The sequence below is a fragment of the Streptomyces sp. NPDC014734 genome (genome assembly GCF_043083325.1).
Lineage (GTDB): Bacteria > Actinomycetota > Actinomycetes > Streptomycetales > Streptomycetaceae > Streptomyces.
The window spans coordinates 135,003-147,941 of the sequence record NZ_JBIBYN010000023.1; the positions used below are offsets into that span (position 1 = coordinate 135,003).

14 protein-coding genes are annotated in these 12,939 nt (G+C 66.8%); all 14 read left to right on the plus strand.

Annotation, left to right across the window (positions count from 1 at the left end):
- The first annotated feature begins 704 nt into the window (after positions 1–704).
- The 14 genes from ACF1CT_RS29925 to ACF1CT_RS29990 all read left to right on the plus strand — a co-directional run bounded on the left by ACF1CT_RS29925 (position 705) and on the right by ACF1CT_RS29990 (position 12,800).
- Positions 705–1,571: a hypothetical protein gene (locus ACF1CT_RS29925; protein WP_391787095.1), complete on the plus strand. Its 867-nt coding sequence runs from the start codon at positions 705–707 to the stop codon at positions 1,569–1,571.
- 75 nt (positions 1,572–1,646) lie between these two features.
- Positions 1,647–2,354: a Flp pilus assembly protein CpaB gene (gene cpaB, locus ACF1CT_RS29930; protein WP_391787096.1), complete on the plus strand. Its 708-nt coding sequence runs from the start codon at positions 1,647–1,649 to the stop codon at positions 2,352–2,354.
- Positions 2,355–2,361: 7 nt separating this feature from the next.
- Complete coding sequence (locus ACF1CT_RS29935) at positions 2,362–3,675, plus strand: CpaE family protein (RefSeq protein ID WP_391787097.1); 1,314 nt, start codon at positions 2,362–2,364, stop codon at positions 3,673–3,675.
- A gap of 3 nt (positions 3,676–3,678) precedes the next feature.
- A complete protein-coding gene (locus tag ACF1CT_RS29940) occupies positions 3,679–4,170 on the plus strand; it encodes a TadE family protein (RefSeq protein WP_391787098.1) in 492 nt (163 codons plus the stop codon).
- Between the two features lie 15 nt (positions 4,171–4,185).
- The gene (locus ACF1CT_RS29945; RefSeq protein ID WP_391787099.1) at positions 4,186–4,575 is read left to right on the plus strand and encodes a TadE/TadG family type IV pilus assembly protein; all 390 of its coding nucleotides are present in this window, start codon (positions 4,186–4,188) and stop codon (positions 4,573–4,575) included.
- A gap of 66 nt (positions 4,576–4,641) precedes the next feature.
- Positions 4,642–5,979: a CpaF family protein gene (locus ACF1CT_RS29950; RefSeq protein ID WP_391787100.1), complete on the plus strand. Its 1,338-nt coding sequence runs from the start codon at positions 4,642–4,644 to the stop codon at positions 5,977–5,979.
- A 10-nt stretch (positions 5,980–5,989) separates the two neighbouring features.
- The gene (locus tag ACF1CT_RS29955) at positions 5,990–6,928 is read left to right on the plus strand and encodes a type II secretion system F family protein (protein WP_391787101.1); all 939 of its coding nucleotides are present in this window, start codon (positions 5,990–5,992) and stop codon (positions 6,926–6,928) included.
- A gap of 14 nt (positions 6,929–6,942) precedes the next feature.
- Complete coding sequence (locus tag ACF1CT_RS29960; RefSeq protein WP_391787120.1) at positions 6,943–7,830, plus strand: DUF5936 domain-containing protein; 888 nt, start codon at positions 6,943–6,945, stop codon at positions 7,828–7,830.
- Positions 7,831–7,881: 51 nt separating this feature from the next.
- Positions 7,882–9,189, plus strand: a complete 1,308-nt coding sequence (locus tag ACF1CT_RS29965) for a sensor histidine kinase (protein WP_391787102.1) — start codon at positions 7,882–7,884, stop codon at positions 9,187–9,189.
- A gap of 94 nt (positions 9,190–9,283) precedes the next feature.
- Entirely contained in the window at positions 9,284–10,390 is a 1,107-nt protein-coding gene (locus ACF1CT_RS29970; RefSeq protein ID WP_391787103.1) for a response regulator, read from the plus strand.
- A gap of 254 nt (positions 10,391–10,644) precedes the next feature.
- The gene (locus tag ACF1CT_RS29975; RefSeq protein ID WP_391787104.1) at positions 10,645–10,881 is read left to right on the plus strand and encodes a hypothetical protein; all 237 of its coding nucleotides are present in this window, start codon (positions 10,645–10,647) and stop codon (positions 10,879–10,881) included.
- Positions 10,878–11,486 (plus strand): pilus assembly protein TadG-related protein, encoded by a 609-nt coding sequence (locus ACF1CT_RS29980; protein WP_391787105.1) that lies wholly within the window; start codon positions 10,878–10,880, stop codon positions 11,484–11,486. Before ACF1CT_RS29975 ends, ACF1CT_RS29980 begins: the two co-directional genes overlap by 4 nt.
- Before the next feature lie 31 nt (positions 11,487–11,517).
- Positions 11,518–12,141 carry a hypothetical protein gene (locus tag ACF1CT_RS29985; RefSeq protein WP_391787106.1) on the plus strand — a complete coding sequence of 208 codons (624 nt, stop codon included), beginning with the start codon at positions 11,518–11,520 and terminating at the stop codon, positions 12,139–12,141.
- A gap of 8 nt (positions 12,142–12,149) precedes the next feature.
- Positions 12,150–12,800 (plus strand): OmpA family protein, encoded by a 651-nt coding sequence (locus ACF1CT_RS29990; protein ID WP_391787121.1) that lies wholly within the window; start codon positions 12,150–12,152, stop codon positions 12,798–12,800.
- Positions 12,801–12,939 lie beyond the last annotated feature (139 nt).

Below are 12,939 nucleotides of genomic sequence, written 5' to 3' on the forward strand. Positions count from 1 at the left end.
GGGGAAGGTTCCACTTGCTGCCTCCGTGGGGGAATCGAGGAGTCCGGGGGATCGGGGGAGCCCCGGGGTTCCGGGAAGTCGGTGCGGCGGGGGGTGAGATGAAGCGGTGATGAAGAGAAGGAGAAAGCCGGACGGCGGTGGTCACCGCTGGCCGATAAGCTGGTCCAGACCAATCGAGTTGTCAAGACCTCTGGCAACGAAGGCCGTTCGGGCCCGGGTTCGCGACGGCTCCTCCACGCCGGCGCGCCGGGCCCCTGTGAACACCTCGCGAACCCTTCACAGCTCCCGCCGCCCCACCACGAGTTGACGATTTGTTGACCCCGTGGCGGCCCCGTGCGGGTGACGCCGTCCGGATGCTCGGACAGTGACCGGCCAGTAGCCGCCGCGGCGGCGGGGGTCCGGTTCCGCATCCGGCCTGACGTGCGGCGATGAATTCGGGGTCGCGGGTAACCGGAAGGTTGATTCGTAACACTCCGCAGTGGTACAGGAGTTAACGAATTTCGATTTGATCCGATTTGGCTCGGGGTCGCCGCCGCGACGTCTTCCTCGCGTTGTCGTACTGGCCTCCGAAAAGTGTTCTCTGCCAGGTAAGACGTGGATAAAGTGCTGAGACGGAACCGCGGCGCAGGAGCGATTGCGGCCGACATCATGACCGGTGTTTGGCTGGAGCCGAAACGGGGAACAGCGTGCCAACCGCAATAGCAGTGACCAGTGCTGATTTGGTACTACCTCCGACCGATCAGCAGACGCCGACAGCTGCCCTGTTGCAGTCGCCGGACGACCAGTCGCTGGAGATGGCCATCGGCGACATGCACGTGCTGCTGGAGCAGCACGGCTACGTCGTCGCCGTCTACCCGAGCGGCATCGCGCCCGCCCACGAGCGTCGGCTATACTCCGTTCGCTCCGTTCTGGAGAGCGATCGCATCGCTCTGCTCAAGGTGGACCTTCCTCCACTGGGCGTTGCCGTACTCGTACGGCAGCTGCGCCAGCTGTCCATCTGCGACTTCAGCCCGGGAGTGGTCGCCTCCGCCGCTCGGCTGCTGTCCCATTACGTCCATGCGGGCGCCCTGCTGCATTCCGTCACCAAGTTCGACCGGGTGCCGGTGGATCTCCGTACCCATGCCAAGTCCTGGGTGCCGGGGTCGCAGTTCGCGGTGGTCGCGGGGCCGGAGTCCCAGCTCGTCAGGATCGGCCCCAAGTCGGACCCGCCGACCGGGCCGGAATTTCCCACCGATCTGATGACCGCCAAGGGGCAGTCGCAGTCCGAGTGGGTGAAACAGACTCTCGGGCCCGCGTGGAAGGTCCAGTCCATTCACGAGGCCCCGCTTCCCTCCGATTCCCCGGCTTGGTGGGGAACCGGGAAACTTGTGGAATTCGCTGCCTATCTGCCAGACATTTCCGTCCTGTACCAACTGGTCTCTTCCGTGCGTCGGGAGATCTGTCACTGGTGCCGAATGGAACTCATCGGTGACCTCTGCGGGTTCTGTTCCTCCCCGCTTCCCGCAGCCGAGAACCGAATGCACTCAGCCGGTGTCCTCAGCCACGAAGCGCTCGCCCCACCGCAGTCCTAGCGCTTCCGCTTTCCTCCGTGGACCCCCTCCTGCCCGCTGCCCCACGCATCCGAATCGAACGAGGTTGTCCGGCCCATGAACTCCCGCCAGCGCCGCGGCGTGATACTCCTGCTCCTGTCGGTTCTGTGCGCCTTCGGCGCCTTTGCCGGTGTGCTCTCGGTGATCAGCGACGTCAACTCCAAGGTCGGCCCCGAGGTCTCCGCCTACCAGCTGAAGTCCGACATCGCTCCCTACACCGCTCTGTCGTCCGGGCAGTTCGAGAAGATCTCGATGCCGAAGCGCTGGCTCTCCACCAACGCCGTGACCGACCTCTCCGAGGTGAACGGCAAGATCGCCGTCACCCAGCTGCGCAAGGGTTCCCTGCTCCAGTCCGACATGATGCAGAAGCGCCCCGAACTGCAGCCCGGGGAACAGGAGATCGCCATCATGATCGACGCCGCGACCGGTGTCGCCGGCAAGATCACCCCCGGGGCCACCGTCAACATCTACGCCACCTTCGCCGGTGAGCGCGACGGCGATCCCTCCCAGTCGAAGGTCATCGTCTCCAACGCCAAGGTCCTGGACGTCGGCAAGCTGACGGCCCTGGAGCCGAACCGCGACGGCAAGTCGAACATGGGCACCGAGGCCGTCCCGATCACCTTCGCCCTCAACACGCTCGACACCCAGCGCATCGCGTACGCCGAGTCCTTCGCCGAGCACGTACGCCTCGCGCTCCTGGCCTCCGGCAGCGACAGCACCATCCGCCCGGGCGACCGCACCTACACGCTCAACAAGGACAAGTGAGGATCGAATGACCACGAGGATCCTCCCGGCCGTCGGTGACGTCGACGCGGCCAGATCCGTCACCACGCTGCTCAGCCAGCTCCCCGACGCCGAACCGGCCACCCCGGTCACCGACTCGACCCAGCTCATCGACGCACTCGCCCGGTTGGCGGGCGAGTCGCTCGACGAACTGCCCGAGGTCGTGCTGGTCCACGAGCGGATCGGCCCGGTGCCGGCGCTGGAACTGATCCGGGAGGTCTCACTGCGCTTCCCCGCGATCGGGGTCGTGCTGATCACCGCCGACGTCACGCCCGGCCTGTTCTCGTCCGCGATGGAGTCGGGCGCGCGCGGCGTCGTCACCCTGCCCCTGAGCTACGAGGAACTCGCCAACCGGGTCCAGTCCGCGGCCCAGTGGTCCACCGGTGTCCGCCGCCACCTGAGCACCGGGAACGAGGTCTTCACCGGCCCCGGCGGCACCGTCATCACGGTCAGCGGCGCCAAGGGCGGCGTCGGCAGCACCGTCACCGCCGTACAAATCGCCCTGGCGGCCCAGACGTCCGGGCGCAATGTCGCCCTTGTCGACATGGACCTCCAGGCCGGCGACATCGGCTCGTACCTCGACGTGCAGTTCCGCCGGTCCATCGTCGACCTCTCCACGATCACCGACATCTCGCCGCGCGTCCTGTCCGACGCCATCTTCACCCACGGCACCGGGCTGTCGCTGCTCCTGGCACCGGGCGAGGGCGAGAGCGCCGAGGAGGTGAGCGACCGCTCGGCCCGCCAGATCGTCAGCGCACTGCGCTCGCGCTACGAGGTCGTGATCATCGACTGCGGCAGTCAGCTGCAGGGCGCGAGCGCGGCGGCCATCGAGATGGCCGACACGGCCCTGCTGGTCACCACCCCCGACGTGATCGCGGTGCGCGGGGCCAAACGCCTCGTACGGATGTGGGAACGGCTCCAGATCCGCAAGGCGGAGGAAACGGTCACTCTCGTCAACCGTTTCACCCGCAACACCGAGATCCAGCCGCCGCTTGTCGAGAAGATCACCGGAACGCGGATGGCCGAGACCGCCATTCCCGCGAACTTCAAGGAGCTCCAGAACGTCGTCGACGCCGGCCGGCTCCACGAACTCGACTCCAAGAGCACCGTCAAACAGGCCCTCTGGGCCCTTGCGGGCGAGCTGGGCATCGTCAAGGTTCCTGAGAAGGAGAAGAACGGCGCGAAGAGCGGTGCGAAGGCCGTTGCGAAGTTCAAGAACGACCGAGGCTCGATCGGACGCCCGCGCGTCGGCCGACGCGACGGCGACTCCCGGAACCGGGCGACGACCAAGGGGGCAAGTTGACCGATGGCACTCAACGGGACGACCACAGACATGGAGATACGGGGGCGACGCCCCGGTGATCCGCCCGCCCGGGCCCGGGGGCTGACGTCTCGTCGGCTCCCGGGCGGGCTGCGCGCGCGGCTGGTCGGCCGCGGGCGCGACCGGGGGCAGACCGCGATCGAGTTCCTGGGCATGACGCCGCTGATCATCCTGATCGTGATCGTGCTCTGGCAGTGCGCCCTGATCGGCTTCACGTTCTCCCTCGCGGGCAACGCCGCGGACCAGGCGGCTCACCAGGGCGCGGTGACGGAGAGCATCCGGCGGCTGGAATGCCAGGACGGGGCGAAGAAGGACATGCCGAAGGCCTGGGCCAAAACGATGAGGACCACCTGCCGGATGTCCTCGTCGGGCATGTACACCGCGAAGGTCGACCTCAAGGTGCCGATCCTGGTGCCGGGCGTACTCAACTGGTCGTTCCCCGTCGAGGGCAACGGCGCGTATCCGGCGGAGGGCTGAGTGATGAGCACGCGCATGGCTGGTGACCGTACTGTCGCGTCCTCCGGCCGCACCGGCCGCCGCGACCGCGGCCAGGTCGCCATGGAATACCTGGGCTTCATTCCCCTGCTGCTCCTGGTCGCCCTGCTGGCCATCCAGGCGGGTCTCGCCGCGTACGCGGCCAACCAGGCGGGGACCGGGGCCAGAGCGGCGGCCCGTATGGCCAGCATGTCCTACGGGGGCTGTGATCTGGACGTGGCCAAGGACGCGATGAGCGATTGGACCGCCAAGCGGGCCACTCTCGGCCCGCACAGGTCGTCCGACGATCAGGTCACCTGCGTCACCAGGGTGAAAGTGCCCAACATCATCCCGGGCTTCCACCGGTGGAGCACAGCCGAACGAAGCGCCACGATGCCCCGCACCTGACCGGGCGGCGCACTGAACGACTGCCTTTCGGTGGCTTGACGAGCAAGTGGGAACGAGGAGTTACGCATGAGTCTGCGGGCCCGTATGAGCGCCCCCGAGAAGAACGGCGGGGGGCGGGAGGACAGCCACATGGTGGCGGTCTTCCGCGCCAAGCTGCTCGAAGAGATCGACCTGGCGGAGATGTCCTCGCTCGCCGCCGCAGACCGGCGGGCGAGGCTGGAGCGCGTCCTCAGCCACATCATCAGCCGTGAGGGCCCGGTCCTCTCGACCGTCGAGCGCACCCAACTGATCCGCCGGGTCGTCGACGAGGCGCTCGGCCTCGGCATCCTGGAACCGCTCCTGGAGGACGCGTCCATCACCGAAATCATGGTGAACGGACCGGACCAGATCTTCGTCGAACGCAGCGGCAGGGTGGAACAGCTCCCGATGCGCTTCAGCTCGCACGAGCAGTTGATGCAGACCATCGAGCGCATCGTGTCCACCGTCAACCGCCGTGTCGACGAGTCGAATCCCATGGTCGACGCGCGTCTGCCCAGTGGTGAACGTGTCAACGTCATCATCCCACCGCTGTCCCTGACCGGTGCGACCCTCACCATCCGACGGTTCCCCAGGGCGTTCACGCTCCAGGAGATGATCAACGTCGGCTCGCTCGACGAGCAGATGCTGATTCTGCTCTCCGGTCTCGTCCAGGCGAAACTGAACGTCATCGTCTCCGGTGCCACCGGCACCGGCAAGACGACCCTGCTCAACGCGCTCTCCGGCCTCATCCCGAACAGCGAGCGCATCGTCACCATCGAGGACTCCGCCGAACTCCAGCTCCAGCAGAGCCACGTGATCCGACTGGAGTCCCGCCCGGCGAACGTCGAGGGCAAGGGCCAGATCACCATCCGCGACCTGGTCCGCAACTCCCTGCGAATGCGCCCCGACCGCATCGTCGTCGGTGAGGTCCGTGGCGGAGAGTCGCTCGACATGCTCCAGGCGATGTCCACCGGTCACGACGGCTCGCTGGCCACCGTCCACGCCAACAACGCCGAGGACGCGCTGATGCGTCTGCAGACCCTGGCGTCGATGTCCGAGATCGATATCCCGTTCGAGGCGTTGCACGATCAGATCAACAGCGCCGTCGACGTCATCGTCCAGCTCACCCGGCACGCCGACGGTTCTCGCAAGATCACCGAGATCGCCGTCCTCGACTCGCACGGCCGCGACCCGTACCGCATCGTGTCCGTCGCCCGCTTCAACGCGCAGCCGATGGACGCCGAGGGGCGGATCAACGGCGAGTTCCAGTACCTCCCGATCCCACGCAGGATCGCCGACCGCCTCTACATGGCCAGCCAACCGATCCCGCAGGCCTTCGGGGTTGCCGATTCCGCCGAACAGCTCGCCACCCGAGAGGCCAACTAGGTACCGAGCCATGACCAATCTCCCTCTTCTCACCATTGGCGTCACTCTGCTCGCCGGAGTCACCGGTGTGGCCGGCCTGCACGCCTACTCCGGCGGCAAGGCCGATCGCGATGCCCTGGTGGACCGGCTCTCGCACACCGGTCATACCCCCGAGACCGGCCGACACCGACGCTTCCGGAGCTTCGACAAGCAGCTCCGCAACACGACTCTGGGCCGGAAGATCGAACTGAAGCTGGCCGCCACCGGCCTGGACATCACCCCGGGCGAGTTCTTCGTGTACGCGGTTCTCGCCATGGCCGCCCTGTGGATGATCGCCTCGTCCATGCTCGCCAGCTTCTTCGGCCCGGTCGCCGCCCTGATCGGGCTCTGGGGAACCAATGCCTTCCTGAACTGGCAGCGGACCAAGCGCACCGAACGGTTCATCAACCAGCTTCCGGAGCTCGCCCGCATCCTCGCCAACGCCACCCAGGCCGGCCTCGCGCTGCGCACGTCGATCGGTATGGCGGCGGACGAGATGGAGAACCCGGCCGGCGAGGAGCTGGCCAGAGTCTCCCGCCGCCTCGCCGTCGGCGAGACCCTCGACGACGCCCTCAGCGAGCTGACCGACCGACTGCCCTCGCGCGAACTCGTCGTCCTCGTCACCACGCTCGTCCTGTCCAACCGGGCCGGCGGTACGGTCGTCAGCTCCCTGCGCAACCTCACCGAGACGCTGGAGGAGCGCAAGGAGACCCGGCGCGAGGTCAAGACCCAGCTCTCCCAGGTGACCGTCACCGCCTACGCCGTCCCGATATTCGGCCTGGGTGCCATGCTCCTGATGAACGCGGTGATGCCCGGCGCACTCGACCGCATGACAGGAGCCTTCATCGGTCAGGTCGCGGTGGTCATCTCCATCGCCCTGTACGCGATCGGATTCATCGTGATCCGCCGCATGTCCCGGATCGACGTCTGATGAGCGGGGGAAACATGGGCCTGTTGCTCGCCGGCCTGATGGGCCTCGCGGTGTACGGCGTCATCGCCGGCATCCGTATGTACCGTCGTGACGCGAAGCTCCCCGGAGACCTCGCGATCGCCCTGGAGGTCGGTTCCACCCGCACCGGCGCGGTCGGTTCCGGCATCGACCGGCTCGGCATGCGCTGGGCCCCCGCGATCCTGCGGATGATGGGCCCGAAGGCCGTCAACAAGAAGCGCCGCCAGATCGACCTGGCGGGCAACCCGGGCGGTCTGACCATCGACCGCTACGCCGCACGCCGTGCTGTCTACGGCGGCCTCGGCGGGCTCGGCGCCTTCACCATGCTCATGCGCGGGCAGCTCTTCCTGGCCCTGCTGCTGATCGCCTTCGGCCTGTTCTGGGTCGAGGCCGGCCTCTGGTCCGCGGTCCGGATCCGTCGTGACCACATCGACCGGACACTCCCCGACTTCCTCGACGTGCTTGCCGTCGTGGTCTCGGCAGGACTCGGCTTCCGACAGGCATTGGCCAGGGTCGCCGATAAGTACGAGGGTCCCTGGGCCGACGAACTCCGCATCACGTTGCGCCAGATGGACATGGGCGTCAGCCGTCGTGAGGCGTTCGACCAACTGCGCAGGCGCAACGACTCGGAACAGGTCGCCATGTTCGTGACCACTCTCCAGCAGGGAGAGGAACTCGGTGCCCCGATTGTCGAGACATTGATCCAGATCGCCAACGACATGCGGCGTACCGATGCCCAGAACGCGCGTCGCAAGGCTGCCAGGGCCGTTCCCAAGGCGACCTTCGCGGTTACCACCTTCCTCCTTCCGGGGACGTTGGTGCTCCTGACCGTCGGCTTCGTCTACGGAGCCAACATTGACTTGGGCTTCCTCTCCGGGGGCTGACATGAGCGACGCGGATGGCAGACAGGACGGGGCGGGGGAGGTGACAGACCCATGGCATTCCAGCTCGGCGGAGCCCAGACCGGACTGGGCGCGGAAGTTCGGCAGGCGATAGCAGACCCCGGGTCGCGTCCTGCGTTCGCCATCCAGCTCAACGCGCTCCAGGCGATGTGCAGGCAGGTTTTCGGATTCCGGCTCGCGATGATCGCCATGGCCACGCCGTTCGCCATCGCCCACACCGCCTCCGGCCCGGCCTCCTGGCTGATCGGCGCGGCCATCCTCGTCACCTTCATGGGCTCCTACGTCCTGTTCCGCGACTGGGAACGTTTCGGGCCCGTGCTTCTGCGTCACCCCTGGCTGCTCGGCATTGATGCCTTCTTCGGAGCGTTGCTGCTGGTCACGGCAAGCCCCGAATCCACACTCGCGTACGTCACGGTGTGCACCCCGATGCTTGCCGGTCTCGTCTCCGGCTGGCGGGGCGCGGCGGTCTTCGCCGCGCTTCAGACCGTCATCGTCCTCGGGGTGTACGCCACCGATCCGAAGCTTCAGCCGGCCGACTCCACGGCGCTTCTCCTGCCCGGCTTCTGCATCATCGCAGGTGCTGTCGGTGTCACTCTGCGCAACCTGCTCCTCCGGTTCGGAACGGCCAGTCAGGCCCTTACCGAGACCCGGGCTCGCCTTGCCGTCAACGAGGCGGTGGAGGGCGAACGCACCCGTCTCGCACGGGAGATGCACGACTCGGTCGCCAAGACCCTGCACGGGCTGGCGCTGGCCGCAGACGGCCTGGCCGGATCGTCCGACCGCATGGACCCGGTCACCATCAAGCACCAGGCCGAACTGGTTGCCCGTGCCGCCCGCCGTGCAGCAGCCGAATCCCGGGAACTTCTCTCCGACCTGCGCCGTGAGTCCGGGCTCGATGGAGGCGTCGACGTGGTGTGCGAACTACGCGCGCGGGCGGAGGACTTCACCCGGCGTGGTGACCTCGCGGCCACGTTCCGCCTTTCCAATGAGATTCCGGTTCCGAAGGTCCCCCAGGCGGTCGCACGCCAGTTGCTCACCGTCGCCTCCGAGGCGATGGAGAACGCCCGGCGCCACGCCCAGCCCACGTACCTCATCGTGCTGGTCGGTGTGAAGGGCGGTGTCCTGCGCGTCAGCGTGTACGACGACGGTCGCGGCCTGCCCGTCGGCACCACGCTCGACGATCTCCGGTACGCCGGACACTTCGGCCTCGTCGGCATGGTCGAACGCGCCGCGTCCATCGGTGCCCGCATACGCATCGGAAGGGGTCAGGCAGCCAAGGGCACCGAGGTACGCCTGGAACTTCCGATCGCCGCTCTCAACACGGCAAAGGAAGCGAAGTAACCACAATGACCCTTCACTCGAACTGAATAGCGATCGCATCGAACAGGTTGAAGTCCACCCTCACCCCCCATAGAACCCTGAGAGGAGGTCGCAGATGCCGGACGACGTCTCCCGTGTGTCGGGCCGGAACTGGGCAGCGCGGAACCATGCTTCCCAGCACACGTCCCCGCACGTCACACCGCTCACCTCGGAGACCGGCACCAGCGCGCTCCCGGTCCCCCTCCCTGTCTCCCAGCAGTCCGCGGCATCCGGATCCATGCCCGCCTTCCCCCCGTCACCGCCCGCTCCCGCCGGTGCCCTGAGGGTCGTCGTCGCCGACGACAACCCCGTGGTCCGGGCGGGTCTGGGCGTCCTGCTGTCCGGCCGTGACGACATCGACGTCGTGGCCGAGGCCGTGGACGGCCGCCAGGCCTACGAGGTGGCCGTCCGGCACCGCCCGGACGTCGTCCTGCTCGACGTGCGCATGCCCGGCGTCGACGGCATATCCGCGCTGCCGCACCTCGTGCAGGTGGCGCCGGTCATGATGCTCACCTACAGCCGTGAGAACGAGATCGTCCACGAGGCGCTGCGCCTGGGTGCGAGCGGCTACCTGGTCCACGGCGAATTCACCGCCGACCAATTGGTGCAGGCCGTCCGCGATACGAAGAACGGTCGCGCCCACTTCACCGCCACCGCGGCCAACGCGCTCCTGGCCCACATGCGCCAGGGTCCCGGAGGGTACGGAAAGCCACTCCCGGAGGGGCTCGGTACGGCCCTGACCACGGGTGTTCCCTATCAGGGATCCGGCTACGACGGCCACCCCCCGGCCCCTGTCGAACAACACGGTGCGCCTGCACACATACCCGAGCCAGAACCTGTTCCACCTGCGACGCGAGCGGTCCAACCCTCTCAGGGTCTTTCGCATCTGCAACCGGTTGTGGCACAGTCTTCCGTGACTGGGGGGCCGGGCGACTCCCTCAACAGGCAGCAGTACGGGCTGAGTTCACGAGAGGTGGAGGTCATGGAGCTGATCGCGTCCGGCATGAGCAATCAGCAGATCGCCGCCACCTGCTTCATCAGTGAGAAGACGGTCAAGAACCACATCAACCGCATCTTCACCAAGCTGCACAGCACCAGCCGCAGCGAGGCCATCGCCCGCTGGCTCGGCACGGCCCCCGCGGCGGGTCCCGGGGCGCGTGGGTCCGGTGGTCGCCGTGGCTGAGCGGGATGGCGTGAACAGCGGCGGGGTCATGGGCGTACGTGCGGGACGTGGGGCCCAGCGCGTGCCCGCCGAGACCCAACTGGCCGTTTGGGCCCGGGAATGGGTCCTGGGACCCTCCGGCGGGCAGGGCGCCCGACCGTATGTTTCTCATGTCGTCGGCGGCTCCGGCCAGGAGGAAGCCGGATCCGCTGGCGACATCCGAGAAACGTGCGAGTCGGCCGGCCATCGGTCGGCCGAACCCGGAGGGGAACACCATGTCGGACATCACCCTGAAGACCGCCATCCGCGTCAACGGATGGGCCAACACGGCGGTCAGCGCGATCCAGAAGCGCTACGCGGCCAAGGACCGTGGCCAGACGGCTTTCGAGTACCTGGGCATCATCCTGGTCGTCGTGGCGATCATCGGCGCGATCATGGCCACGGGCATCGGCGGCAAGATCTCGGAGCGGATCGAGGGTCTCGTGTCCTCCATCACTTCGGGGGGCAAGTGATCGGACGTAGTCGCCGCGATGCAGGGCAGGCCTTCCCCATCTACATGATGATGGTGGCGGGCCTGCTCTTCCTCGTGTTCGTATTCTTTGCCGTCGGCAAGGCTGCGGCCTTGCGCAATGAGGCTCAGGGTGCGGCCGACGCTGCCGCGCTGGCCGCAGCCGAGAAGACCCGTGAGGACTTCGCGGATCCCTTCTTCGCCTCGCTGCCCGAGGATCTCCTGGATGTCTTCCTGCGGAGTCATCCGGTCACCGGCTGCCCGGCAGCGGACAGCCTGGCCTCTGCGAACAACGCTCGTGTCGTTCCCAACGGCTGCAGTTGGACTCACAGCGGATACCGCGACCGGATCACGGTCGAGGTCGAGGGTCGCAAGGCAGTGGATTCGTCGGTGTTGGAAGGGTCGGAGAATACCAAGGCGAAGACCAAGGCCACTGCCATCGTCGAATTCCAATGTGACTGGACGTCCGTGGACCTCAACGATGACAGTATCCGGGACATCTTCTTCTTCACGTGCGACAAGGGGTTCCTCGAAATCCGGCCAAGTAGTCCGCCGCCCTGGTCCCAGGTAAGCAAGATCCTCTTCGACGTGCATCTGGTCGACAACTGACGGCGAACGACGAGTAAAGGAATCAGAACCCATGAGCATTCGGCGCTCCACCAAGTCCCGGAGGGCTGCGGTGGCCGTCTCGCTGGCGTCGGCCCTGGCTTTCGCCGTGGCCGGTTGTGGCACGGACGACGGAGGGAAGTCGCAGGACAGCGGTTCACCCGCCTCCGCCACACCTTCGGCGTCGACGGACACCTCCGACGGTGACAAGGCTGCCAAGCAGGAGGACACCGCTGCCGGCGAGAATGTGGACCCGAATGCGAAGCTCGCCCAGGTCAATGGGCGCGATGGGCTGACTCTCGTCATCAACGAGGTCAAGCGCGACGCGGGCGGGTTCGTCACCGTCAGTGGCGTGATCAAGAACGAGAGCGACAGCATCAGCAGTGGTTCTCAGTGGTCGGGCAGTGAGAGCACCATCGTCGCCAAGAATCCGAATTCTGTCGCGGGTGCGACTCTTGTCGACAAGGTCGGAAAGAAGCGCTACTACATTCTTCGGGATACGGAGGGGCGATGCCTCTGCACAACTGGGCTGACAGCAATTTCTGCAGGCGGGTCGGTTTCCGTGTTCATGCAGTTCCCGGCTCCCCCCACCACCAGCACTGAGGTCGACTTCACGCTCCCGACGTTCGCCACTGCCTCGCTGAAGATTTCCGGGTGATGACCGACATGACCCACGCTCTGACACGTCGTGGCCCGATGCGGGCTGCGGGCCATGTCGTCGCGATCGCGTTGCTCGCGGCGAGTGCCACCGTCCTGGGTGCGACACACGCCGTCGCCGACGACGACCCCACCGTGCCGCCCGGCACCGAGGCGACATCGGTGCCACCGGTGAAGGTGGATCCGAACGACCCCGACCTGAAGATGCCCGAGGGTGGCACGCTCGCCCCCGCCAAAGTTCTCGACATCATCCAGGTCGTCGAGGACATGAGCGGTGACGAGCGTCGCGAGGAGAGCAACGCGAACGTCAAGTTCGCGCTCCAGGCCGAGGTTCTGTTCGGCAAGGACAGCGCCAAGCTGAGCCCTGCGGCCAACTCCCGCATCGCGGCCATCGCCGCCGAGATCAAGAAGCAGAACGCCACCAATGTGCGCGTCTTCGGCTTCACCGACAACCTCGGTTCGTCGGCCCACGGTGACGTGCTGTCCAAGCAGCGTGCCAACGCTGTGCAGTCGGTGCTGGTCAAGGACCTCGGTTCGACCGTCACCTTCGACATCCGGGGTTACGGCGAGCAGTACCCGGTCGCGAGCAATGCCACGGAAGAGGGGCGCAAGAAGAACCGGCGCGTGGAGGTCTCCTTCCCGCGCGGCTCCTCCTCCTGATCCATCCGCATCCGTGTGAGGGCCCGGTCCTGCGAGACGTACTCGGCGGATTCTTGGGGTCCTCGCAACACCTGATGGCTTACGTGGTCGTCAGTAGATCACGCAGGCGCTCGGCTGGGGTTTTCCAGCCGAGCGTTTT